We start from the raw sequence: 24,200 nt of genomic DNA on the forward strand, positions 1-24,200 counted from the left end.
ACAGCTCCATTTAGGATGCATTTTCTTGACACTTTGCGAGCTGCATATGTTTAGACCATATAAATGCATCTTCAGATCCTTCAAAACCTTTAGGATAATAGATTTTAAACGCATAAATTCCATTCGTTTTTGCTTTATCTGTCGTGACAGTCGTTGTTTCTTGAGAAAGAAGGGACTGTATAGAGCCTTTTTCGAGAATATGACCATCTTGTAACGGCTTCTGCTCACTTTCCACTTTATGTAATTCCCATTTCCATTCAGAGTGTGCAATAGGTTGTCCACTATTTTTTAGTGTCATGCTCAGCTTTTGAGGCGCGCAGACTGTTCCTTTGATCATCGTTTGATCAATGAGTTCCAAATGACTTCTATCCCATTTGGAAGGCTGACAATTCTGGTCCGTCTGTTCAAAATTTTCGCATGTTTTCATGACAAAGTTTGAGTGCTCAACATCGTTAAAAGAAGCATTCGTTGTTGAGATCAAGAGAGACGTGAAAATCAAACAAATGGCACAAAAGAGTACAAAGAGCGACTGTTTCATTCATTCTCCAACTCCTTGAACGATCGTTCTCTAATAAGAACGATTACATACAGTATAAGGAAATACCTATAAAACCCAAAACGTCAAATTAGTCCATTTTGTTCTTAAACAAGAACTATTGCGAGAAAATTCTTCCATTTTCTCATTCTTTCGCCGTATTCAATATTTTTTTGTGTGACATTTGTACTTCTTAAAAATTTACATAAAAGTACAGCATTTGGTCAGAATAATAGCAGGTGAGGTGAGGTGAAGTGAAATATGGAAAGATGATAATCATGCTCAGTTTACTGTTGGGTCCTATGTTACAAGACGCCAATCCTGCGGATGCGAGAGGTTTCACTTCCGCCGCAGATCAATGGGAAATACGGGCAGTCAAAGAAGCAAAGAAACGATATCCACTAACGCAAGTCTTATTCAAACAAAAAGTATGGGACCGTCATCGTGAGAAGGAATCTGTGAAACAGTATCATATTACGTTAAAAGACCACACCAAAGAATTTGGGGTATTTGTCACTATTTCTTATAACCCGTACTCAAACAAGGTCAATAAAGTGATTGTTGTGGAAGAATACAGCTAAAGGGGCATAAAAAAACCGCCTGCTGGCGGCTTTTTACTTTTGTCGATGTCGCTTACGTTTTTTTAGCATCATTGAAAACCCAAACGGCAGAACCCCAAATAAACGCTGTGAAAATGGCGGTTTCGTTTCCATTTTCTCTTGTTTATGTTCCTTCCGTTCGTCACGTGGTGTATTCATATATTTAATGATTTCCTGTGTCATATATTTTACATAGTCATTGGTTTTCAAGCACATTCACCTCTTCTTTCTTCAAGTGTTACCAGGAAGAGGATCATTTTATACACTGGCTATTCAGGGTTTGCCCATTTCATGATTTCACGGGTCTTCCAATCCAGCACGAGTTCCCGCTTATCTGATAAACCATCCTTCGTTTTCACACTGACTAACATGTGGATACGCTTTTTCTTTTGATCGCATGTTATCTTCTTTAATGTCACGCGGCCTTCTTCAGTGTCAATAGGGGTTTGATGCTTTTCACACAAACGATGGAATGTACGGGCAGCTTCACTCGCCCCCACTCTGAAAAGCTGCTGTTTTTTATAAAACGAAATCGTCAGCTCTGCACTTCTCAGCTCTTTTTGAAACCCCATCGTCATTGCCCCTAGGATCAAGAGAAAAAATAGAATCGCAGCCAGTACATGCGGATAGATAAATCCTCCTTCCCTTTTCACGATGCAGGAACCACCCCTTTATATATGAAAAAAACGGCTTCATACACCTTACCAGACTCATCTGTGACTTTAAGGATAGCTCTATGCTGATTTGTTCTCACGCGAAATTCTTTCACCTTTTGCAATAAAGGGAGATGGCCAGCTTGATCCATTCGCTTCCGAAGCATCTCTTGATATGGCTCAATCGTTACCACTCGCCCTTGATCAGACACATACTCTAACGCTTTACCTCCTTGCACCGATCGAACAGCCGTTGCTCGGCTTAATTCCTCATCTAATTGCAGAACAGTCTGTTTCCACTCCATTTGTGAAAATCGGTTAATCTCTTCAAAAGGATGAGCTTTCGAAGCTGTTGATAAGATCAGTACACAGCCAAAAGAGAGGAACAAAAATAGCTGCAATTGCCATAAAGCCTGGACAAGGGTAAAACCTTGTTCACCGTTCAGCAACCTGGTGAAAGCATATGGTCTGCTTTTTTTGTAAGTTGTATGATACACATCCCTTCTCTTTACTCCAATTGAATACATATGTGATGTCGCCTCGCTTCTTTTTGACAGAAGATTTTGTACCCTCTATGAACGATTCATTCATCTGTTCATGCAAAATTTGGTAAGCCTCAAGTTTGGCTCTTACTTCATTTTTCCCTATCATGATTTTTTCATAGGCCGGCATCAGCACAAGGGCTGCAAATAGGAAGATATGACAAGCAAACAGCGCTTCAATCGTACTAAACCCTCTATTGCTTTTGAACATGGATTCGCCCGCTTCCTAAATAGATCGTGAGCTTATACGTTTGACTGCCAAATTGAATGATGAGAGACCCGCCGCTGCTTGGATGTCCGTTTACATTAAAATAGATACCTTGTGGAAATGTAGAAGCCTTAATGCTTCCCTTTTGTTGCTTAAAAGAAGCAATGACTTCGCCATCCTTTTGATTGATTACCTGATACGATACATGTGGCGGATAGAATTCAACATATACACGTGTTTTTTTGACAAATGCAGTATTAGCAGCCAATTGAAAATCTTGTTTCATGATGTTCACTTGTTTTTTGGCTTCAGCGTCTTCTATTAAATTTGGGATTTTCACTCCTATGATCGACAATAGAATCGATAGAACCAGTAAGATCATTAGCTGTTCTATGAGGGTAAAACCCTTTTCATGAAAAATTAATTTATTCATGCTTCACATGGCCGTTTTGAATGACAATCGCTTTTCCATTAGGACACGTTAATCCCTTTTTGACATAGCCTTCTTTTTCTAATTCAGCTAAAGAAGGTGTCTTGCCATCGTGCTCTAATTCATATGCCATCACCTGAGTGCTCACCATTGATTTAAGCCCTTCACAGCCCTTTGCTTGAATCGTTTGGTGGTGACGAGTAATATTCGGAATGGTAATAAGTAAAAGAATCGAAATCACAAGCATGACAATTAACATTTCTAACAGAGTAAATCCTTTATCATTCATGTCTTTGCCCTCCTCCTTACACTTGCTCCATCAGTTGATACATTGGTAAAAGAATAGATAAATACACAACGAGTATAAGAATTGCCGTCAGACCATAGATAACCGGCTGCAGCCACGATATCCATTTTTCAATTTTCAGCTCTGCATTCTCTAATAGAAATTGACTGTACGTGTACATTTCTCTTGCAAGCATCCCGCTCGCTTCACCATGCTCGATGACGGCTGCAAAATGTTTTTCAAAAAAAGGAGACAGGCTCACTTGATGTGCCATGCTCTCTCCTTTTCTTAACTCTTCAATCATCTGTTCTGATATTTCTTGAAGAAAGGGTAAGTAGCTTTGCTGCTTAAAAGCTAGCAAGCTCTCGTACATCGATAATCCAGCCTGAAGCAGTCCGCTTAACTGTAGAGAGAAAAGATACGTATGCATCAGTCGCATTCCTTTATATAAAAAAGGAAACCTGCTTATTACCCTTAGCTTCTCAAGGGTAGATTTTTTCCTAAAAAAGAAAGCATAGTATCCAGTCAGACAGATACACACACAGCCGATGAGGAGGAGAGATACATGCAGCAATTGAAAAAGTCCAAACATACCTTGAATCAGCCATGACATTCGGGTATCCATCGAGGAGTACAAGAGAGAAAATTGAGGAATGATCATTTGCTGAACGAGTATGAGAACGATCAAAACCGTAAAGATGAGGAAAATCGGGTAACGTAACATGCGTTTAAACGTATCTACCTGTTTAATTTTTTTCTCTAAAAACCGCGCGCTTTGTTCAAGTGCTTTTGCTAGACTTCCATGCTTTTCGGAGAAACTTAAAATGGCAATGACTTCCCGCTGAAAATGGAGTCTTTCTAGCACCACATAAAAAGGCTCCCCTTCGAGCAGCCACTGAATGCCTGGTGTCAATTGTTGCTGCTGCTTATTCGACAACTGGATATTCACCATCGTTAATGCCTCAATCAATGTATATCCAGCCTGAATCAATTGGGCAAGTTTTGATAGACATTCCGCTTGATCCTTTTTAGACCACACTTTAGAGGCTTGCTTCTTCATAAACCCAGCGATGATAGGTGTTTTTCGATAAATAGCCAAGTGCCACTCCTTTACGAATTAATCTTTGCAGTGTTTCATATGACGAGTGAGCATATTCTCCTTTAGCCTCCTTGATACACTCACCGAGCTCCTTTCCGAACAGCAGTTCAAATACATTTGTTCGTCTGACCGGTCGATTTAATTTACAGTAAAGCTGGCATGTTTCTCCGCAAAATGGACAGGTGAGCTCGATTAATCGCTGCGCAGCAATCGCCACCATCGTTTGTTCGAGTTCATTCATCGTGACACCAAATTCAAGCATACGATAAAGGGCTCCTTTTGCATTTTTCGCATGGAGTGTACTCATCACTAAATGGCCTGTTAGTGCTGCTCTAATTGCCGTTCGGGCCGTTTCAGCATCTCTTATTTCTCCTAGCACAATCATATCTGGATCATGTCTTAAAATAGCGCGTAATCCTGCGGCATATGTGATGCCGGCTTTTTCATTTACTTGAACCTGCAGCACTTCTTCATTTCTCGTTTCCACAGGATCTTCAAGTGTAATAATATTTCGGTTGAAATTCTTTTTTGCAAACTGGATCAATGAATAAAGGGTTGTTGTTTTCCCTGAATTGGTTGGACCGGTAAATAAAATGAGCCCATGCGAATGATTCAAAAATGATAATAACCTGGTGGAGGCTTTCGGAAATAGTGACAGATGTTTTATTTTCGGAACATGATCCTGCGGCAATATTCTAATCACTAAACTCTCATCATTTACAGTTGGTAGGGTAGACATTCGAATAAACACCTGGCCGCTTCTTAGCATCACAGCTAGTGACCCATTTTGCGGCCTCCTTTTTTCTCCAATATCCATGGATGATAAAAATTTAAAATGAGCAATGAGCCGCTCGCCGCTTTTTTTATCAATGGTTCGCTGCTGAATTAAATCTGAGTCTACGCGGAAAGATACCGACGCTTCCTTTTCTTTTGGAACAATGTGCACATCAGATGCTCTCATGCGGCATGCTTCTTCTAGCAGCTCTTGTCCCAAATATTCAATCCCATACAAATGGTTCACTCCCTTCTCTGACTATATTGTAAGTCGGAGGAACCTGTCTGACAAAAGAGCAATTTATCATTTTAACGCCTAATCAAGTGAAAAAAACCATCAGCTTGCGATGGAAAACGTGGTTTTTTAAAAAAGTGCATATAAAAAAACCTGACTTTTACAAGTGCAGGTTTTTTGGTCATGTGGCTTCTTGCGGCTGTTCTTCAAAAATACGAAATCCTCTTTTTTCCAAGGCTTTTGCAAGGCTATGTTCTGTATTTACTTTTGAGAAATCAATGCCGAGTTTCACAACGGTTTGAGCAATTTCTGGGCGGATGCCTGAAATAATCGTCTCAATGCCTAGAAGCTTCGCACTATCCACCACTTTAAACAGCTGATAAGCAACCATCGTATCAACGATCGGTACGCCTGATATATCAATAAACAAATGCGTTAGACGCAGTCTTGAAGCCTGTTCTAGCACGGATTCCAAAATAATTTTGGCCCGGTACGTATCAATCTCTCCGATGAGCGGCAAAATTCCGATTTCCTTTGAAACTGGAATAACAGGGGCACTCAGTTCCTGAATCATCTCTCTTTGTGCATTTAGCTGACTCAGTGTCACGCGGTCGTATTCTTCTGATAAACGCTCGATCATATCATCAAACGTGGAATGAAAATGCTGATTCCACCCGCATACATCTTGGAGCGTCACTTCAAGCTCGGTTTCTAGTATGAATTTCTCGATTCTGGAACAGAAAATCTGACGAAATATCTTAAATTGTCCAATGATTTCATATAAAGGCACCTCGTGAACGGCTCGATCACGTGCGATATCAACAGACCACTTTTTCAAATGATTTTCTACTTTGTCTGACAGTGTCACAAGTGTTGATGCAATGGTTTGAATAAACGCTGTGTTCTGTTCCTTCAGCTTCATTTCCGTTTCCTCTGAAGCATGTTTGGAATATAATGAGCCTTCTTCAGTTCTTGTTTTCAGCCATTCTTCGGTCATGACAGGGGCTTCTTTTAGGATAAATTCATATAATTGCTTCGATTTTTCATTTTTCATTTACTTCTCCCGCTCCTTTTTCACTTAAAACTAGTGACATACAACTTTTATGTATAAATGACCGCAGATGGTGAACAATATCATTACACGTTTGATATTGGGCTATAGCCAAGTGGTAAGGCAATGGACTTTGACTCCGTGATCGTTGGTTCGAACCCAGCTAGCCCAGTTCAGCACAAAAACGAAGACGGCTGAAGCATGTTTCAGCTGATCTTCGTTTTTATTAGGAAACTGATTGATGAATCGCTTTCTTTTTTGATATTTTCATGAGTTCTCCGGGATTATAGCCTACTACTAATTTATTTCCATCAATGATAATTGGTCTCCGAAGCAGTTTTGGTTTTTCAATAAGAAGCTGAAGAACCTCGTTTACTTTTAAATCATTAATATTTAAATTTAAGCTTTTAAAAGCCTGGCTTCGTGTGGCTAAAATTTCATCCATTCCTTCTGTTGTTAAGGAAAGAATCTTTTTTAATTCATCTAGGGTTGGCGTTTCTCTGAAAAGGTGACGCTCTTTAAAATCAATTTGATTCGCCTTTAGCCAATGTTTTGTTTTGCGGCAAGACGTGCAGCTCGGGTACGAATAAAAAGTAATGTCACTCATTAGTCTTCCTCCTTAGGTCGTTAACCTTTTCTCTTATGGAGTAAGTACCCTCATGTATTTCGGCATAAACACGTTTTGATCACTTTTTCAAAAAAATTTTTTCTACTCGTAAAATAAATGTTCACACGTTGTCAAAAATGTAAATGTTTACATAACAAGTGGTGATCAGCTATAATATGAATCAAAGGGGTTTTTTTAAGGGGAGGGAAAGAAATGAATCGCATGTTCCGCGTGCTTGGCTTTTGGACGGGTATTTTTGCTGTCATGTTCTATTTAGGGCATATGAAAGATGCATCGTTGCTGTTCTTCGGTCAAACCGTTCTTTTTGTATTTTTATCCTACTTGAATTTATCCGAAAGAATGTATATTTACATTTTCGGAGCGTACTTGACGATTTTCTTTGCCGGATTTACATATTATTCGATTTTCATCATGGTTCCCGGTACCGGACATTAATTGAAAAAAGCATCTCAATAAAAAGAGATGCTTTTTTTCATACGTTTAAAGAGAAAAGCCATTGATAAATGGATTTTGTTCCTGCTCCGTGAGTACAGTGGTTTCTCCGCCATGTCCACTTAAAACAAGAGTTGATTCTGGTAAAGACAATAATTTGTTATGAATTGATTGAAGCAGCACTTCTTGACTGCCCCCTACTAAATCTGTTCTTCCGATGCCGCCTTCAAATAGCGTGTCACCAGAAATCACAAATCCTTCTTCCGCCGAATAGTAAGATACACTGCCTGGTGAATGCCCAGGAGTGTGGAACATCTCTAATGTAAACGATCCAATTTGAAGAGTTCCTTCTGACGTAATTAATTTTTCAGCTTCATTGACCGTAATTCCATTTCCAATCAATCGAGCTGAACCGTTTAATTCAGCGTTCGTGAGCCATTCTTTTTCATTCTCGTGTACATAGAGTGGCACTCCCCACTCTGCGCGCACCTCATCTGCGGCACCGATATGATCAAAATGAGCATGTGTCAGTAAGACAGCAAGCGGTGTGAGCTGTTTTTCTTTTACATAGGAAATCAGCTTTTGTGCTTCACCGCCTGGATCAAAGATTAAGCATTCTCCGTGCTCATTTTTCCAAATATACGCATTCGCTTGTACATAGCCTAGTGGCATTCTTCTCCAATTCATTTTCATCACCTACTTTATTCATTCTTTTTTATTATGAAGGCTACACAATAAAAATTCAAACAATCGTCAACTGGAATCTACTCGACAAGCTTTATGAAAACGGTTAAAATGAAAAGAAAGGAAATCAAGGGGATTGATGACAAAGGGGGACTTTCACATGATGCTCGTCATTATTTTTGGTCTAGTCACGATTTTAGCTGCACTCGGGATCTATCGCTCACTTAAAAAAGTGAACGTACTTGCCATCGCTTTTGCTGGCGCAACATTTTTGGTTTTTGGCTGGTTTACTGTCATGACCATCATCTATAGCGGTTATCCAACTGCACATTAAAAGCCTGCATTTAGCAGGCTTTTAGATTATTGACAAAGGGCTAAAATGATCTTGATTTTAGCCCTTTGTCTTCTTTTCAGCTTGATAGAAAACCTTTGCAGCCTAGGAAGGACGAGTACCGGAGCGGAGCGAATTTGATATTCGTGAGCACCGGCACGCAGGACTGACACCGAATGCGAGGGTTTGTCTACACGCTGAAAGCCTGCATTTAGCAGGCTTTTTTTATTGATTCAAGTGCTTATTCACGCTTTCTATTTTGCTTGTAAGCGTTGTGGTTTGATCCCGCCTGTCATCAATGCGAATATTGGTCGCTACGCGGTGCAATCCCTTTTCAAAAGGTGCTTCATGAATGCGCTGAATGACTTCAAATAAAACGGATAATTCACCTTCAATTAACGTATTCATTGGTGTTAATTGATAATTAATTTTCCCTTCTTTTTGAAAGCCTTCTAAAATTCTTTGTACATCTGCTACATAAGCACTGACACTTGGTGTTTCCGTGCCTATTGGAATGATAGTGACATCTGCTATGGCCATGTTTATTGCCCCTTTCCATTGAAATCCTCATGTTTTCTCGTCCTCATTGTAACCTATTCGCAATCCATCATGCCATGCTCACGTTGCATTTAAAGAAGGTTTGTCCCGTTCTATCGTCAAATCCGCCCTCTCTACCTTCCCAATCTTTGTGAATAGCAGCAGGCATATCCCTGACACAGCTTCAATGATGCCGCCAGCCGCAATGACATACCCTGACCCAAATAGTGTTGCCATATAGCCGCCAATGAGAGCGCCTAACGGGATCATGAAGAAGGAGATCATATTGATAATTGCATACACTTGCGGCTGATCCTCTGCTTTTACTGACAATTGAATCATTGTATGTTCAGGCACGTTGACTGCACTGATGGCGGCACCTAATGCAAAAGCTGATATAAATACAAGTGGTAAAAATGCGTTCATGCCTGTTATAAAGAACGAGATTCCATCAACAATCCCAGCACCTATAAACAGCAGCCCATACCGGTTCACTTTTACCTTTGTCAAAACAAACCCCATCAAGAATGCACCTAGTGCCGTTGTGACTTTAATAAATGAATAGATAACTGGTCCACTATGTAAATCCTCTGTTAAATAAATAACAGACAATGCTTCCCATGGTGCGGCAGCAAAGTTCGAGCAAACACAAAAAATCGCCAATGGGAACAAAATATGGTGCCTTCTAACAAGTGAAAATCCCCGAATCAATCTTTTGCCGTATGATAACCCTTTTTTGGCTTTATCAATGATGATTTCTGTTTCATATGTAATGATTAATACGAGTAAAGCAGACAAGAGATAAAGAGGAATAATCACAAGCATTGTATATCCTACCCCTACAAACGCAATCATGACACCACAAACCGTGACCGTCACAAGCCTGACTACATGACTTGCTGATTGAATAGTTGCATTCGCTTTTTGTATGAGGTCCTCATGGACAAGCTTTGGAATAATTGATACAGACGCCGGTTCGTAGGAGCCACCAGTTGCCGAATGAAGCAGCATACAGCCAATAACAAGTGCTAATGGCGTGAAACCATAAAAGTAACTGACCACAATCACAAGGATTATCGCTCCTCTTGTTAAATCAGCAAAACACATCCAAAATTTCAATTGATGCGGCTTCATCATTGGGGTAATTAGCGGCCCAACAATGGCTTGCGGAACAAAGCTGACCGCAATAAAAAAGGCTGTTCCAATTGCCCCTTTTCCGCCTAGTACTAAAAGCCACAAGATGGTGTTGAAAGATAAACTATCACCTGTTATTTTGCACATTTTAGAAATAAATAAGTAAGTGAAATTCCTTTTCCACAGGCTTTGAGCACTCAATGATCGACATCTCCCTAAAACATATCCTTTTTTTTACATCCACACCTTTCACAATAGCTCACAAGGCGACCTTCGTCAATTGCCCTAACATTATTTTTATTGACAATAAGAAATTACTTCATGTTCAAATGTAAAAAGCACCTGACAGGTGCTTTTTAACACTTACATGCTTCCCATAACAACCGCTTTGTTTTCTCATAGATGGTGTCAAATTGATTCATGGAAAGAGGATTTTTTCCTAGGCCAAGCTCGACTGTATAGCCCTCATTGTGACATTGATAAATAAACCAATCGCGATAGCCTGCATAGCTGTCAAGATATTGAATCGATTTATAGCCGCTTACTTGTTCGAATCGTTTGACCGTTTCTTTTGAGATGGCTGGTTCATGACCAAGAAAGCCCCAGTATATCTCTTCTCCTTGTGTATGGAGAGCAACAAGCCTGTCAAAGCGTTTTCGTAATGCTAGATTTGCCATCGCTTTCGCTTCTGGTTCTGTTAGCGGCTGATACCCAGGAAAGCCTCGATTGGACGGAGCCTTAGTCTCATGACGGTAGTATTCGATCTCCCAATAAGCAGGAAATTGATTGTTCAAATCCACCCCTCGTATATTTGCTTTCCACTCCTGATAATCAGCATATCCATCATATAGCGGTGTGAATTCTTCACTGCTCAGACCAAGTGACTCTGGTCCATTTCGTACGAGGTCCACACCATCTGGATTCACCATTGGTACGATAGAGAGAGCTGTGGTTCGCAGAATATGAACGGCTTCATGATGCCTTGCTTGCACCGGGTCAGATGCAGCCAAACACAGCGATTTCAGCCATTTTATTAAAACAGACGTCGTGATCCATTCATTTGCATGAAAAGAGGCATTCAAATGAATAGAATGTAAATGCTGAACAGGCTCTGTTCGGATTTCATAAATAGGTGTATCAAGCACTGAATGACCTATTATGCTCATTTGAAGAAAAGGAAATGCGGCTTTCAAGTGGCTCAGCTCTTCTTCTAATTGAGCACTATCATATTCAAAGGTTCCATTGATCCAATCATCGGATTGCTGCAGCCTGTAAGGCGCAATAAATTTCTGCAGCTCACCTATGGAAGAAAATGAATGGATACCTTCCGGAAGTCGATATCCCGGTAAAAGGAGGTACTCATTGCTGATTTGATTGGATAAATGGAAAGCTGCATTTCCTATCCCTAACTGCTTTGCTACATTATCCTTTTCCTCTCCATCTAGCTGCCATTCAATTTTCCCAAACGACGTTGTCTTCATTTACATCCCTCCTCTCATACTATATGAGCCGGCAGACAAAAAAAGAAAACCTCTGCATTTAAAAATAACAGAGGTTTTCTCGTATGTTAGGACGCCTTTTTCAGCTGCGTTTCATCTTCTTTTTTGGATGGAGAATGGTCCGGGCTATTCCGGCCATAAAATCTAAGGAGATCCCCATAGATGATTTGATCAGAGAATTGGAGCTCTTGCTTTGCCTTCTCTTCATAAGACTGACACACAGTCTCATCATCTCTTGGCTCACCCGTTTTTTTATTGTAGCAAACACCATCTGTGAAAACACTGTCCTTCGTAATAAAACTGCCATCACGAAGCACGGTAAAATCATTCGTATCTTTCGATAAAAGATCATGGCCAAATTGAATTTGTTTACTTGTATCAATTCCTAATAGATTGAGTACAGTTGGGCGGAGATCGACCTGACCACCTACCGTATCAATTTCTTTTGGATGTTGATCCGTGATCCCTGGAATGTGTACAACAAACGGGACTTTTTGAAGCTGTACTTCTTCAAATGGCGTAATCTCTTTATTTAAAAATTGCCCCATAGCTTCGTTATGATTTTCTGAAATTCCATAATGATCCCCATATAAAACAAAGATGGAATTTTCGTACAAACCTGTTTCCTTCATTTTTTCAAAGAAAATCTTCAGCGCCTCATCTTGATATCGCACTGTAGGAAAGAACTTGTTTAGCGTTTTGCTCTTAGAATCATATTCATCAATGAGCTTATCTTCTTCATCTAGATCAAACGGAAAGTGATTCGTTAATGTAATCAATCTCGTATAGAAAGGCTGCGGGATCGATTTCATCAATTCCGCTGACTGTTCGAAGAATGGACCATCTTTCAGCCCCCAGCCAACTGAATTTTCTTCATTTACATCAAATGATTTAATATCAAAAAACTTATCGTAGCCAAAGCTATCGTAGATCAGGTCACGGTTCCAGAAACTTTTGTTATTCGCATGAATGACAGAAGAATGGTACCCCTCATCCTTTAACAGCTCAGGTGTGGCTGTAAACTCATTGCTTGGATTTGTGAAGAACACAGCTCCTCTTCCAAGTGGATAGAGAGAGTTATCAACAATAAACTCTGAGTCAGATGTTTTCCCTTGACCTGTTTGATGATAGAAATTAGTAAAGTTGTAGCTTTTCTTGATTAATTTGTTTAAAAACGGGGTGATTTCTTTCCCGTTTAGTTTTTCATTGATCACGAAACTTTGTGTAGATTCAAGTGAGACAAGAATGACATTTCGTCCTTTTGCTTGACCAAACGTCTTTTCATTACGGTCGGTTTGATTTGCACTTACATAGTTTTCAATTTCTGTTAAGCTATTGCTGTCAGCAAGGGCTCGTTGAGCAGACTGTTTCGATTGCAGCACTCCATCATAAATATGGAAATTATATAAGCTAATATTTTTCACCAGCATCTCACGGTCAAAAGAGCGAGTGAGCAGTTCTGGTCTCTCTGTTTCAGCCAAACCAAGGTTAAAGAAGAAAGTCGCTGCCACAAATAAATAATAGGCTGCTCGTTCTTTTCGTGAAATGGTGATATCCGTTCTAAAGGAAGGCTGCTTTTTATAGAGCCACATTAAAATGATGATATCCACGAACATCAATAAATCGACTGGTTCAATTAAAGAGGTAATACTTGACCCGAGGTCACCCATATTGTTTGTTTGAAATAGGACGGGGATGGTTAAAAAGTCACTATAGAATCGGTAAAACACAATGTTAGCTAACAAAATAAATGTCAGAATAAAGCTCGTCACGATGATATATCGATTGCGATTTTTTTCTTTCATAAATAAACCGATACCGAAGATAAACAAGATAAAGCTAAGCGGATTAATAAACAGGATAAACTCCTGCATGAAATTTTCTATTTTAATATTGAAGCTAGATTTATAGATAACATAGGTTTTGACCCACATGAGCAATGTCGCAATCAGTAAAAATGAAATCGCCTTTAATCTTTTCTTTCGCATTGTAACCTCCTTATGCTAAGCGAGCACTCAAGCTAGGGATACACCCTAATTATTGGTGCTTCTTCAAAAATAACTAAACTATATCTTATCCTGTATGTGCTGGAAAATCAATGTCTTTTTCCTCATGACAAACTTATGAATATGCTAAACATTTCATTTCATGCCCATCTATCGCTTTTTTTAATAAAAATGACATCATGATGACTTTTTTGTTTAAGACGACCATTTGTTTTTTGCCATCCATGCACCGCCGATGACTCCTGCATCGTTTCCGAGAGAGGCAATCACGACTTCGACATCATCAGCGCAAGGCGGAAATGCGTGATGCTTAACAACGCGTTCTACTTTACTGCGAAGGAGCTCACCTGCTTTTGAAACACCGCCGCCAATCACGATTTTTGTTGGGTTTAACGCACTGGCAAGATTCGCTAATACAAGCCCAAGATGAGTCGTCACCTCTTCTACGACACGCATGGCAAGATCATCTCCACTTTCAGCAGCCTTAAACACATCCTTTGCAGTCAGCGAAGTGAGCGTGCCAAGTGAAGATGTATGCTGCTCTGTTACTAATTTATCCTTTGCAAGCCGGACGATGCCAGTCGCAGATGCAATGGTTTCAATACAGCCTGTTCTCCCGCAATTACAAGGTGCTCCTTGGAATGGAACGGCACAAATATGGCCAATTTCTCCGCCAGCCCCTGTCTCACCTTGAACAACTTCACCATTTACAATAATGCCGCCGCCAACACCTGTGCCAAGTGTGACCATCAGGATGTTTTTTGCGCCATCGCCTGCACCCTTCCACATTTCACCGAGTGCAGCAATATTCGCATCATTTTCGATGACAGATGGAAGTCCTGTCTCTGCCTCTAGGTGATCTTTGAGTGGATAGTTTGTCCAGCCGAGATTCGTTGTTTTATAGACAATCCCAGATACTTTATCTACAGGCCCAGGTGCACCCATTCCAATCCCAATCAGCGCTGATTTGGGCATACTGATTTCGACTAATTTGTGGTCAATTGATTTGGCAATATCGACTGTGATCGTCTGCCCTGATTTATCCGTAGGAATCTCCCACTTATGCTGAATTTCACCATATAAGTTAATGAACGCAAGCTTAATTGTCGTACCGCCAAGATCAACTCCTACAAACCAATCCCCGATCATATGCCCTCCACCTTCACATTGTTTTTCGATTTAATTTGGCTAGTTCCATTTGAAGAATCGTCATTGCGTTTGACCATTCTGTCCGGTCAATAATGCCCGATGTATACATTTCCTTCAGTTCATCTGCCATAAATTCTAATTCCACTTCACGATCTCCGAAATACACATAATTTCCAAATCTCATGAGCAGCTGCTGTACATCATATAACGTTTTCATTGTTTCCACCATTTCTTCTCATCAACAGATAGGATAAGCGTATTCATAAATGCGCTTTCAGTCAAGTCATTCAATGTGTTTGCGTGTTTTCAATATATTGTTTCAGCTTTAAAAATTGATCATTTTTTGGATCTTGGTCTAACCCTTTTTCTATTAGATCCTCTGCTTTCGCTGTCTCTCCTTTTTCTACGTACAACAACGATAGATGATACAGTTTATTTGGATCATCTGGATTTTTTTTAAGCGACTTTTGTAAAAATCCAATCGCTTTGTCAAGGTGGCCGAGCTGCGCTTCCGATAGAGCATATATATGGAGAGCCTCAGCTGATGCATCCTTTTGATGTACATATTCCTCTAGACGTTTACTTGCTTCGTTATAGTTCTTGTCATCAAATAAACTTGCTGCCTCACTTACTGCTGCCGCTTCCTTTTGATCGTCTGAATGAAACCCTGTATACAATCCGAAACCACCAATCAACAGTAGAACAACACTAGCAAGAAACATTTTGACAGGCTGCACTTGTTTAGGGAGCCGGACAGCTAAAGCAGCAAAAAAACCGCCAACCAGACCGCCAAGGTGCCCTGCGTTATCAATACCTGATACGGTAAAGCCGATCCCTAAATTGATGAGGATGATCACAATAATATTTGTCCCCATCGTTCGGAAGAAGAGCTTGCGGTTAGAAATTGCCAAATATAATAGTGCACCTAAGCATCCAAAGATCGCGCCTGATGCACCGGCTGCGATGGCCGTATTAAAGACAAAGCTCGCTATGGAACCAAAAATGCCGGAAATGAAATAGATGAGCAAAAATCTCCATGAGCCATAAATTTTCTCAACAGCCGCTCCGACAGACCAAAGAGCAAATGTATTAAAGAGTAAGTGCGTCAAGCCAATGTGCAAAAACATTGGTGTAATCAGGCGCCACCATTCTCCATCTAAGATCAGCCCATTATTTTTAGCACCAAACGCTGTCAAAGTTGCCGTATTGGTACTTCCGCCAAATAGTTCAAGTAAAAGAAACATCACCACTTGAACAGCGATGAACAGGTAGGTGAAAATCGGTCTGCCATTTTGAAAAACGGCCCGTTCTCGTTCACGCTGCTTTTCCTGATCATCAAATGCTTGAAGTACGCTCACTTTAAGCTGGATGACATCTTCAGCTGTGTCTCTTTTTGCCTCTTCTACATCCACTGTCAGCGAAGTATTGAGCCATTTTTGCAGCTCGTTAACGTCATGTTGAAGAGTGTCTGCATTCAGTAATACAGGTGTAACTGTCACCTTTTGCTTTTTTTGCTGTTGACCGTTTAGGTCCTCCCAATCATCTACAGGGTAGTCAGCTGTAAATTGGAGCTGTAAGAGATGAAGAGAACGTTTACGCATGGCCTCTCTCAGCTGATCCATCCGATACGTCTGCTCTTCAATTTCTCGAACGATCTCCTGTTTAAAATTGACATCTTTTCTATTTAGACGGATGAGATCATACCCTGAGTTTCGTGGTGCTTCAAAAAATATTTCATCTTCTGGATACGGACTTTGAATCATCTCGTACCCTTTTTGTCTTAATTCATCAACAACTCGCCAAAATAAACTATCTATGACATTCATTCATTCGCGCTCCATTTTTTACATTATTATAACAAGAATTGTTCTGATCCGCATTTCTGAACAAAAAAATCCCGACGTCTGCGGGATTAGAATGCTTGGCGAATAAATTTCGTCCGAAAATACGGGACTTTCATCAGCCACTTAATAAAAAAGTGACGCACTTGATTTTGACCTAAGATCAAATTCATCAGCCGATAACGATTTTGCACGAGAACGAATGCAAACAATGTGAACACAATGCTCCAAATCATTTTATTCATCATATTCCCTCCTATGTTCGTATCGTGGCTTAAATAGGATGTGTTTATGCATGAACCATCATTTTTATCGCTTACAATGCTTTCTGCTTTTACAATCTAATCCCTTGTTCTTTTGATTGAATATAATAGACCTCTTCACACTCTGGTTGATCATAAAAAACGTCAAATTGATGAAGGTCGATTAAATCCTTGAACGTATGAGGCAGCTTATAATTCCGCTCTACCTCTTCCATCTTGTGAGGGAAGTAACTGTCGTATGGATTTGGTGTATGAACATATACAGCGTCTAAACCAGGGGCATGTTCGTGAATACTAATCCATGTTTGGTATGGCTTTTCAAAGCCTTCAAGCTGTTTTAACAGCCTATGATATAAAGCGATATGGGCTTTGATATGCTCTCTTCTTATTTTTAAGCTATTTTCCCCGACCCCAAAAAAATCAAGGTGCGTATGCCAAAAATAAAACCATGAATCCTGATCGAGTTTTAGGTCGCAAGTATTCACTTCCTCCCACATATTGCGGAAGTATCTTTTCTTTCCACGAAATTTTTTCAAAACGGACCTCCTATCAGCTAAAATGCCATGACCTTATGAAACAACAAAAAGCCCGTTCTTTGGACAATCAGCGGACTTTTACTTTTGATATAACGTGCCTTTTTCACTGACAATCATAGACACCGGTATGTCGTATGCTTCAGACGGCACTTGCCTGATTTGCTGTAAAGACAGACAAAGTGCAATGGTTACCCCGTGATAGTCAGCTAAGTAGCGGTCATAATAGCCGCCCCCAAATCCAATCCGGTAGCCTTTTTGATCGAAGCATACCCCAGGCACAATGATTAAATCAATGGTTTCTTTATGTACAGCTGTTGATACTTGAGGGTCTGGTTCCAATAGCCCAAAGTAGCTGGATGTCATCTTTGTTTCGGGTGTATATTCATAAAACATCATCTCTTTTGTTTTCGGAAAACAGGTAGGGATACATACTGTTTTTCCTTCTTCCCACGCTTTTTCAATTAGAGGCATTGTCGGTATCTCTTTTCCTCTAGACATCGTCAAAGCGATCGTTTTCGCCTGTTTCCATGCTGGCAGCTGCAATAAGTGCTCATGGAGTAAAGCCGTACTGCGCTCAAATTCTTCAGCGCTTATCTGATCAAGCTTGGCTAATGTTTGAAGGCGAAGCTCCTTTTTCATACAGATCATCTCCCATCATAAAAAAACAGCAGGAAAATTCCCTGCTGCTTACTTTGTTTCACGATGTACAGTTTGTTTTTTATCACGTGAGCAATACTTTTTGAATTCAACGCGATCTGGATTGTTTCGCTTATTCTTTTTAGTAATATAGTTACGCTCACCGCATTCAGTGCAAGCTAGAGTAATATTTACGCGCATATTTTTCCCTCCAAACTAAAATCAATTCACATTCAGACCTAACTATAATACCACTTCTAGCTTAGGAATGCTAGAATGTTTTTTCACCAATTTCAATTTGAGTGCATTCACTTACATATCGCATGCTTATGTCATGAAAAATCGTCTGCTCCCCTATAAAACCTTATTCTTTGTCGTACTGTATACATGAGACTCCTCTTCTCCCCGCCGCTTTCATTTATTTTGACAGCGAAGCAAGGTTTTCATACCCGTTTTACATATAAAAAGAAAAAAGATGAAAAAAAGGTGATTTTCTTCAGCAATTCCTTTTGAAACTAGCTTTTTTATGGTATAAAAAAGAAGGGTCGAAAACTGTCTGAAACAATCTTGGAAGCCTTTTATGGCTTTCAGCATTAAAATATGAATAAAAGGTGATGAAACATGGAAATTGCAATTATCGGATTGCTTGTTGTCAGTATTGTACTGATCGCATTCTCATATTTTCAAAGAGAGCCGATTAAAGAAGTCGAGCAGGAACTTGAAACACTTCAACTATCTGCAATGCAAGAAATCTATAAACTGAAAAAGAAAATGAAAGTGCTTGAAGAAGAATTACTTGAAACAAACATCGTCGTTCGCAAGCATTCAGAAATTGATCCATCCATCGCAAGACAGATCATTTCAAAACATCAAAATGGCATGTCTCCTGAGGCCATTGCGCGCGCTGAGCATGTATCTGTAGAAGATGTCAACATGATCATTAAAGACAACGAGAGGGTGCTTGTATGACGAAAAAAAGCATCCAAACGTTTGCAGCAGGTATGATTCTTGCAACTGGGGTTCTTGCGATTGTCTTTTTCCTCACTGGGAAAGACGAGGCAGCAGCTGATACAACAACAAAAGAAACCCTCGCACAGAAAGTAACAGACACTGACGTGAAAAACTATTTAGACTCCAAAAAAGAAGTCACTGTCAGCCGCGAAACGTACCAGCAGCTTCTTGACTATAAGGAAAAAGCGCTGAAGGCAAATGAAGACGGAGATTCTAAGAGTGATCAACAAAAAGAGGACAAGCCTAAAGGCAAATCGATCAAATTTGTGATTAAAAACGGTATGAGTACAAGTGATGTTTCAGACATGCTTGAAAAGGACGGCATCATCAACTCGTCTAAAGACTTTAATGATTACGTAATTGACGCCGGCTACCATAAAGAAATTCGTGCAGGCAAGTTCAATTTAAAAACAGGAATGACGTTCAAACAGATAGTCAAAGCCTTAACAAAATAACAACAACCCCCCCCTGACGGCACTGACCTTCAGGGGGTTTTTCTTATCCAAATCGACCAGATATATAATCATTCGTTCTTTGATCGTTTGGCTCAGAAAACATCACATTCGTATCATTGACCTCAACAAGCTCCCCCATTAAGAAGAAGGCCGTTCGGTCTGATACCCGAGCCGCTTGTTGCATGTTATGCGTCACAATGGCAATCGTATATTTCTCTTTCAATTTCATAATCAATTCTTCAATCTTTAATGTTGAGACAGGATCAAGCGCTGATGTTGGTTCATCCATTAATAAGATGTCTGGGCTTGTAGCAATGGCTCTTGCGATACAAAGACGCTGCTGCTGACCGCCAGAAAGGCCTAGAGCGGGAGCACTTAATCGATCTTTCACTTCATCCCATAGGGCAACATCTCGAAGCGCTTTTTCCGCGATTTCTTTCAATTGCTGCTTGCTCTTAACTCCGTGAATTCTTGGTCCGTAAACGACATTATCAAAGATAGACTGAGGGAATGGATTCCCTTTTTGAAACACCATGCCGACATTTTTACGCAGCTCCACTAAATCAACACGGCCTTTTAAAATGTTGTCATCTTTATACATCATATCCCCGGTGATTTTCACACCTGGCACTGTTTTGACCATAAGATTTAACGTTTTAATAAACGTTGACTTCCCGCAGCCGGACGGGCCGATAATCGCTGTGACTTCATGCTCTCTAATCGCTAAGTCAATATGCTTCAATGCATGATGCTGTCCATACCAAAGATTCATATCATTCACACGAAACACTTCTTTTTTTGCTGCTTTAGTTGCTACTGCATTCATCAAATCCACCCGCCTTATCCAAATCGACCATTGATATAGTCTTCTGTTTTTTGCTGCGCAGGACGTGTAAAGATACGTTCTGTAGCATCATATTCTACTAGATCTCCGTTTAAGAAAAAGGCTGTACGATCTGATACACGGAGCGCTTGCTGCATGTTGTGTGTCACAATGACGATTGAATAATCATTTTTTAATTCGCCTAATAGCTCTTCAATTTTCGCATTTGAGATGGGGTCTAGGGCAGAAGCCGGTTCATCTAATAACAAGACACTAGGTTTCATCGCAAGTGTACGTGCAATACAAAGGCGCTGCTGCTGACCGCCTGACAATGACAAAGCAGATCGGTGCAGACGATCTTTGACCTCATCCCATAGAGCCGCCTTTGTTAAGCTTTCCTCAACCGCATCATCAAGCACAGATTTTCTTTTTTCCCCAGCATACTTTAACGCATGGGTGATGTTATTGTAGATCGATTTAGGAAATGGATTTGGTTTTTGGAAGACCATGCCGATTTCTCTTCTTAAATTCACCACATTAATACGGTCATCCAAAATATTTAATCCTTCGTACATGATCGCCCCTTCACTTCTCGCACCTGGAATTAAGTCGTTCATACGGTTAATACTGCGTAAAAAGGTAGACTTCCCGCAGCCGGATGGACCGATTAATGCGGTGATCGCATTCTTCTCAATCTCGAATGAAATGTGATTGACCGCTCTTTTTTCACCATAATAAATGCTTAAATCCTGCACCTGTAAAATCTGTTCCGCTTGAAGTGGAGCCTTTTTCGCTGCAATCTCTTTTTTTTCTGCTAGCATTTGAACCATATCCCCTTCACACCTCTCTCACATTATTTTGACGTAAGCTTTTTATGAATAAATGAACCAAGCCATCTAGCTGCTAAATTGAACAATAAGACTGAAAGCACAAGTACAGCTGATGCACCATTTGCAATGGCTTCTGCATCTGGAATGATTCCTTGTGTATTGACGTTCCATATATGAACGGCTAATGTTTCTGCCGGTCTAAACACATTCAGCGGTGACGTATCAGAAAAAGGACTCCAGTTTGTGAAATCAAGGCGCGGTGTGGAGAGACCTGCTGTAAAAAGAAGAGCAGCCGCCTCACCAAAGACTCTTCCTGATGCTAAAATCGCACCAGTGATAATAGACGGAAGCGCACCTGGAATAAGGACCGTTTTGACTGTGTGCCACTTCGTTACACCAAGCGCTAGTGATGCTTCCTTTTGATCCTTCGGTACAGAGCGCAGCGCATCTTCTGTCACCCTGACCATCACCGGCAAGTTAAACACAGTGAGCGCAAGAGCTCCTCCAATGATCGTATAGCCCCAGCCTGTTAAATTCACAAACATGAGTAAACCAAACATACCAATGACGATAGACGGAAGTGAAGACAGCACTTCAATACATGTACGAATAAAATCTGTGACTTTGTTTTGAGGTGCGTACTCTGCCATATACACTCCGCCGCCGACACCAAGCGGTACTGTAATCAGCATCGTAATAAACAAAATATAAAACGAGTTAAAGAGCTGATCCCTGATGCCGCCGCCAGAGCCAATCGCACTTGAGCGGGTTGTCAAAAAGTCGAAATTTAATTCTTTTGCACCGTTGAAAATGATATAAGAAAACAAACCAACGAGAATCGCCGTAATAATGGCAGCACATAATCCAAATATAAATGTGGCAAAACGATCGGTCATTTTGCTATTCATTAAATCTTCCTCCTAGACGACAAGTATCTGATAATGAGTATGAACATAAATGATACAACTAGAAGGACAAGTCCCATTGACCAAAGTGTATTGTTCTCAACACTTCCATACGTTGTGTGACCCATGTTTAACGTAATAATGGTTGTTAATGTACCAGCTGTATCCATAATGCTCTCTGGTAAATTACGCGTGTTTCCAATGACCATCTGTACAGCAAGGGCTTCTCCAAATGCTCTAGCCATGCCAAGAACGACCGCTGTCATTAATGTTGGCAGTGCTGCTGGCACAAGCACACGTCTAATCGTTTGCCATCTTGTTGCGCCTAATGCGTACGATCCCTCACGTAAACTTTTTGGTAGTGAACCCATTGCATCAGTCGCAATGGATGTAACGGTTGGCAGGATCATAATAGACAGGACAATCGTTCCTGCTAGCACGCTATGCCCTGAGCCGCTTGACTTGAAGTGTCCGATAAACGGCACCAATACTGTAAGACCTATGAATCCGTAAACAACGGATGGAATCCCTACAAGCAATTCAATGACTGGCTGGAGGATTTTACGTCCCCAAGCAGGTGCAATTTCTGTCATAAAGATTGCGCCTGCGATGCCTAGCGGCGCTGCAATGAGTGCCGATAGGAGCGTGACGGCGATTGATCCGAAGATAAAAGGAAATGCGCCGTACTGCGGGTTTTCTGCTGTTGGGTTCCAATTGATACTGGTTAAGAACTCAATTGGGCTTACACCATTTACAATGAAAGATTGTAAACCCTTAATGCCAAGGAAGATGGTAATGGCGATTGATACAGCAATCATTAAGAATGCGCAGAATCTCACCAAAATACTTCCTCTTACTTCATCCATTTGCCTATTTTTCTTCGAGCTGATCAGTCGATCGCTCGCTTCTGTATGTTCTATCTGCTTCATCTTTTTCTACACTCCTATGAATGTCATAAAAGGAAAAGTGAAAAGCTCCACTTTTCCTTCATCAGCAATTCAAGACCTCTTACTTATCTGTTTGTTTGCCTGTTGCGTCTCTTTCTACTTTCATATTAGAAACTGAGATGTAGCCTTGGTCTTTGACGATTTCTTTTTGTACTTCATCACTCATAAGGTAATCTAAGAATTGTTTTGCTAGACCATCTGGCTCACCTTTTGTATAAGAATGCTCGTATGCCCAAATTGTATATTTACCGCTTTCTACATTGCTTTCTTCCGGTTTCACACCATCAATGCTAAGCGGTGTAATTTTGTCATCTGTTAAATAAGAGAATGCAAGGTATCCAATCGCACCTGGTGTTTCTGCAATCAGTTTTTTCACTGTGTTTGAAGAATCTTCTGTGATTCCTTCTGCAGGTGTTGCACCATCAAGTGCATATTTCACAAATGTTGCACGAGTTCCTGAAGAGTCAGGTCTGTTCACAAGAGTGATTTTTTGGTCTTTCCCGCCAAGCTCTTTCCAGTTTTTGATTTTACCAGTGAAGATTTTTTTCAATTCGTCCTTTGTGATGTCTTTGACACCCACTTCAGGGTTTACAGCTGCGGCCATTCCAACAACTGCTACTTTGTGGTCTGTTAAAGCTTTTGCGTCGATTCCGTCTTTCTCTTCTGCGAATACATCTGAGTTACCAATTTGTACAGATCCTTCTGACACTTGAGAAAGTCCTGTTCCTGAACCGCCGGCTTGTACTTGAATATCGGCTTTTGGATGTTTATCCATGAATTTTTCTGCTGCCGCAAGAACTAAAGGCTGCATCGCAGATGATCCTGAGATGGTAATGGAACCTGATGCCTCATCTTTGTTTGAAGCATTTCCTTTACTGTCTTTTGAATCTCCGCTTGAGCTGCTGTTTCCGCATGCTGTGACGAATGCTAACAATGCGATAGTAAGGAAAGTAAGCAGCCATAATTTGTTCTTTTTCATTTCAAGAATACCCCCTGAATAATTTGTCCTACGAGTAATACATTAAAGGTTCTTTATTAATTTCGTTTAAATGGAATGTTAAGGTTTTGTAAATGTCGAAGTTTTGTAGAGATCTTGCGATGTTTTTTATGTATTTTGTCAATTTATCTCGAAAATTTTGAA

At 40.4% G+C, this 24,200-nt stretch carries 33 protein-coding genes and 1 tRNA gene; 6 read left to right on the top strand and 28 right to left on the bottom strand.

Annotation, left to right across the window (positions count from 1 at the left end; genetic code table 11):
- Positions 1-10: 10 nt before the first annotated feature.
- Complete coding sequence (gene tapA, locus MKY18_RS11270; RefSeq protein WP_044140975.1) at positions 11-538, bottom strand: amyloid fiber anchoring/assembly protein TapA; 528 nt, start codon at positions 536-538, stop codon at positions 11-13.
- Between the two features lie 299 nt (positions 539-837).
- Here tapA and MKY18_RS11275 point away from each other — a divergent pair, with 299 nt between their 5' ends.
- The gene (locus MKY18_RS11275; protein ID WP_065098439.1) at positions 838-1,116 is read left to right on the top strand and encodes a DUF3889 domain-containing protein; all 279 of its coding nucleotides are present in this window, start codon (positions 838-840) and stop codon (positions 1,114-1,116) included.
- A 33-nt stretch (positions 1,117-1,149) separates the two neighbouring features.
- Here the strand turns inward: MKY18_RS11275 and MKY18_RS11280 are convergent, their stop codons facing one another.
- The 9 genes from MKY18_RS11280 to MKY18_RS11320 all read right to left on the bottom strand — a co-directional run bounded on the left by MKY18_RS11280 (position 1,150) and on the right by MKY18_RS11320 (position 6,415).
- On the bottom strand, positions 1,150-1,344 hold the full coding sequence (locus MKY18_RS11280) for a YqzE family protein (protein ID WP_044140973.1): 195 nt from the start codon (positions 1,342-1,344) through the stop codon (positions 1,150-1,152).
- A gap of 59 nt (positions 1,345-1,403) precedes the next feature.
- Entirely contained in the window at positions 1,404-1,787 is a 384-nt protein-coding gene (comGG, locus tag MKY18_RS11285; RefSeq protein ID WP_044140972.1) for a competence type IV pilus minor pilin ComGG, read from the bottom strand.
- The gene (gene comGF, locus MKY18_RS11290; protein ID WP_258395182.1) at positions 1,784-2,314 is read right to left on the bottom strand and encodes a competence type IV pilus minor pilin ComGF; all 531 of its coding nucleotides are present in this window, start codon (positions 2,312-2,314) and stop codon (positions 1,784-1,786) included. The genes comGG and comGF overlap by 4 nt, the downstream gene beginning before the upstream one ends.
- Positions 2,223-2,540, bottom strand: coding sequence for a competence type IV pilus minor pilin ComGE (gene comGE / locus MKY18_RS11295; protein ID WP_044140968.1), 318 nt, complete (start codon positions 2,538-2,540; stop codon positions 2,223-2,225). Before comGE ends, comGF begins: the two co-directional genes overlap by 92 nt.
- Positions 2,524-2,970, bottom strand: a complete 447-nt coding sequence (gene comGD / locus MKY18_RS11300) for a competence type IV pilus minor pilin ComGD (RefSeq protein WP_044140967.1) — start codon at positions 2,968-2,970, stop codon at positions 2,524-2,526. Before comGD ends, comGE begins: the two co-directional genes overlap by 17 nt.
- A complete protein-coding gene (gene comGC, locus MKY18_RS11305; protein WP_003217322.1) occupies positions 2,963-3,256 on the bottom strand; it encodes a competence type IV pilus major pilin ComGC in 294 nt (97 codons plus the stop codon). Before comGC ends, comGD begins: the two co-directional genes overlap by 8 nt.
- Positions 3,257-3,272: 16 nt before the next feature.
- Positions 3,273-4,352: a competence type IV pilus assembly protein ComGB gene (gene comGB, locus MKY18_RS11310; protein WP_231129518.1), complete on the bottom strand. Its 1,080-nt coding sequence runs from the start codon at positions 4,350-4,352 to the stop codon at positions 3,273-3,275.
- Positions 4,294-5,364, bottom strand: coding sequence for a competence type IV pilus ATPase ComGA (gene comGA, locus MKY18_RS11315; RefSeq protein ID WP_044140966.1), 1,071 nt, complete (start codon positions 5,362-5,364; stop codon positions 4,294-4,296). The genes comGB and comGA overlap by 59 nt, the downstream gene beginning before the upstream one ends.
- Before the next feature lie 178 nt (positions 5,365-5,542).
- A complete protein-coding gene (locus MKY18_RS11320) occupies positions 5,543-6,415 on the bottom strand; it encodes an STAS domain-containing protein (protein ID WP_065098399.1) in 873 nt (290 codons plus the stop codon).
- Between the two features lie 98 nt (positions 6,416-6,513).
- On the opposite strand from MKY18_RS11320, the gene MKY18_RS11325 reads away from it, so the two are divergent.
- Positions 6,514-6,584: transfer RNA gene (locus tag MKY18_RS11325), tRNA-Gln, on the top strand.
- Positions 6,585-6,638: 54 nt separating this feature from the next.
- On the opposite strand, the gene MKY18_RS11330 is transcribed toward MKY18_RS11325, so the two are convergent.
- Positions 6,639-7,019: a Spx/MgsR family RNA polymerase-binding regulatory protein gene (locus MKY18_RS11330; protein ID WP_007501232.1), complete on the bottom strand. Its 381-nt coding sequence runs from the start codon at positions 7,017-7,019 to the stop codon at positions 6,639-6,641.
- Positions 7,020-7,232: 213 nt separating this feature from the next.
- Here MKY18_RS11330 and MKY18_RS11335 point away from each other — a divergent pair, with 213 nt between their 5' ends.
- Positions 7,233-7,475 (top strand): DUF2626 domain-containing protein, encoded by a 243-nt coding sequence (locus tag MKY18_RS11335; protein WP_003217440.1) that lies wholly within the window; start codon positions 7,233-7,235, stop codon positions 7,473-7,475.
- Between the two features lie 45 nt (positions 7,476-7,520).
- Here MKY18_RS11335 and MKY18_RS11340 read toward each other — a convergent pair whose 3' ends face one another.
- Positions 7,521-8,159: an MBL fold metallo-hydrolase gene (locus tag MKY18_RS11340; protein ID WP_065098400.1), complete on the bottom strand. Its 639-nt coding sequence runs from the start codon at positions 8,157-8,159 to the stop codon at positions 7,521-7,523.
- Between the two features lie 157 nt (positions 8,160-8,316).
- Here MKY18_RS11340 and MKY18_RS11345 point away from each other — a divergent pair, with 157 nt between their 5' ends.
- Complete coding sequence (locus tag MKY18_RS11345) at positions 8,317-8,490, top strand: DUF2759 domain-containing protein (RefSeq protein WP_003217333.1); 174 nt, start codon at positions 8,317-8,319, stop codon at positions 8,488-8,490.
- Between the two features lie 222 nt (positions 8,491-8,712).
- Here the strand turns inward: MKY18_RS11345 and MKY18_RS11350 are convergent, their stop codons facing one another.
- The 11 genes from MKY18_RS11350 to rpmG all read right to left on the bottom strand — a co-directional run bounded on the left by MKY18_RS11350 (position 8,713) and on the right by rpmG (position 18,289).
- A complete protein-coding gene (locus tag MKY18_RS11350) occupies positions 8,713-9,027 on the bottom strand; it encodes an MTH1187 family thiamine-binding protein (RefSeq protein ID WP_034662003.1) in 315 nt (104 codons plus the stop codon).
- A 78-nt stretch (positions 9,028-9,105) separates the two neighbouring features.
- A complete protein-coding gene (locus MKY18_RS11355; RefSeq protein ID WP_065098401.1) occupies positions 9,106-10,359 on the bottom strand; it encodes an MFS transporter in 1,254 nt (417 codons plus the stop codon).
- Between the two features lie 155 nt (positions 10,360-10,514).
- Positions 10,515-11,639, bottom strand: coding sequence for a M14 family metallocarboxypeptidase (locus MKY18_RS11360; RefSeq protein WP_065098402.1), 1,125 nt, complete (start codon positions 11,637-11,639; stop codon positions 10,515-10,517).
- An 86-nt stretch (positions 11,640-11,725) separates the two neighbouring features.
- Entirely contained in the window at positions 11,726-13,645 is a 1,920-nt protein-coding gene (locus MKY18_RS11365) for an LTA synthase family protein (protein ID WP_065098403.1), read from the bottom strand.
- A gap of 213 nt (positions 13,646-13,858) precedes the next feature.
- Positions 13,859-14,812 (bottom strand): ROK family glucokinase, encoded by a 954-nt coding sequence (locus MKY18_RS11370; protein ID WP_065098404.1) that lies wholly within the window; start codon positions 14,810-14,812, stop codon positions 13,859-13,861.
- 13 nt (positions 14,813-14,825) lie between these two features.
- Complete coding sequence (locus MKY18_RS11375; RefSeq protein WP_008342322.1) at positions 14,826-15,029, bottom strand: YqgQ family protein; 204 nt, start codon at positions 15,027-15,029, stop codon at positions 14,826-14,828.
- 70 nt (positions 15,030-15,099) lie between these two features.
- Entirely contained in the window at positions 15,100-16,638 is a 1,539-nt protein-coding gene (locus tag MKY18_RS11380; RefSeq protein WP_065098405.1) for a rhomboid family intramembrane serine protease, read from the bottom strand.
- A gap of 86 nt (positions 16,639-16,724) precedes the next feature.
- Positions 16,725-16,898, bottom strand: a complete 174-nt coding sequence (locus MKY18_RS11385; RefSeq protein ID WP_165840198.1) for a hypothetical protein — start codon at positions 16,896-16,898, stop codon at positions 16,725-16,727.
- A gap of 89 nt (positions 16,899-16,987) precedes the next feature.
- The gene (locus tag MKY18_RS11390) at positions 16,988-17,452 is read right to left on the bottom strand and encodes a hypothetical protein (RefSeq protein WP_065098406.1); all 465 of its coding nucleotides are present in this window, start codon (positions 17,450-17,452) and stop codon (positions 16,988-16,990) included.
- A gap of 78 nt (positions 17,453-17,530) precedes the next feature.
- On the bottom strand, positions 17,531-18,091 hold the full coding sequence (locus MKY18_RS11395) for a 5-formyltetrahydrofolate cyclo-ligase (RefSeq protein ID WP_044140958.1): 561 nt from the start codon (positions 18,089-18,091) through the stop codon (positions 17,531-17,533).
- Between the two features lie 48 nt (positions 18,092-18,139).
- Positions 18,140-18,289: a 50S ribosomal protein L33 gene (rpmG, locus tag MKY18_RS11400; RefSeq protein ID WP_012010579.1), complete on the bottom strand. Its 150-nt coding sequence runs from the start codon at positions 18,287-18,289 to the stop codon at positions 18,140-18,142.
- Positions 18,290-18,709: 420 nt separating this feature from the next.
- On the opposite strand from rpmG, the gene MKY18_RS11405 reads away from it, so the two are divergent.
- Complete coding sequence (locus MKY18_RS11405) at positions 18,710-19,057, top strand: hypothetical protein (RefSeq protein WP_003217285.1); 348 nt, start codon at positions 18,710-18,712, stop codon at positions 19,055-19,057.
- Positions 19,054-19,554, top strand: coding sequence for an endolytic transglycosylase MltG (locus MKY18_RS11410; protein ID WP_003217472.1), 501 nt, complete (start codon positions 19,054-19,056; stop codon positions 19,552-19,554). Before MKY18_RS11405 ends, MKY18_RS11410 begins: the two co-directional genes overlap by 4 nt.
- A 43-nt stretch (positions 19,555-19,597) precedes the next feature.
- Here the strand turns inward: MKY18_RS11410 and pstB (MKY18_RS11415) are convergent, their stop codons facing one another.
- The 5 genes from pstB (MKY18_RS11415) to MKY18_RS11435 form a co-directional block, all read right to left on the bottom strand.
- On the bottom strand, positions 19,598-20,380 hold the full coding sequence (gene pstB / locus MKY18_RS11415) for a phosphate ABC transporter ATP-binding protein PstB (protein ID WP_034620853.1): 783 nt from the start codon (positions 20,378-20,380) through the stop codon (positions 19,598-19,600).
- Between the two features lie 14 nt (positions 20,381-20,394).
- A complete protein-coding gene (gene pstB / locus MKY18_RS11420) occupies positions 20,395-21,198 on the bottom strand; it encodes a phosphate ABC transporter ATP-binding protein PstB (RefSeq protein WP_170938397.1) in 804 nt (267 codons plus the stop codon).
- Positions 21,199-21,230: 32 nt separating this feature from the next.
- On the bottom strand, positions 21,231-22,115 hold the full coding sequence (pstA, locus tag MKY18_RS11425) for a phosphate ABC transporter permease PstA (protein ID WP_003217489.1): 885 nt from the start codon (positions 22,113-22,115) through the stop codon (positions 21,231-21,233).
- Entirely contained in the window at positions 22,115-23,041 is a 927-nt protein-coding gene (gene pstC, locus MKY18_RS11430; RefSeq protein WP_003217329.1) for a phosphate ABC transporter permease subunit PstC, read from the bottom strand. The genes pstA and pstC overlap by 1 nt, the downstream gene beginning before the upstream one ends.
- A gap of 79 nt (positions 23,042-23,120) precedes the next feature.
- Positions 23,121-24,038, bottom strand: a complete 918-nt coding sequence (locus MKY18_RS11435; RefSeq protein WP_034661310.1) for a phosphate ABC transporter substrate-binding protein — start codon at positions 24,036-24,038, stop codon at positions 23,121-23,123.
- Positions 24,039-24,200: the final 162 nt, after the last annotated feature.

The organism is Bacillus sp. FSL R7-0672 (assembly GCF_038601465.1).
GTDB classification, from domain to species: Bacteria; Bacillota; Bacilli; order Bacillales; family Bacillaceae; genus Bacillus; species Bacillus pumilus.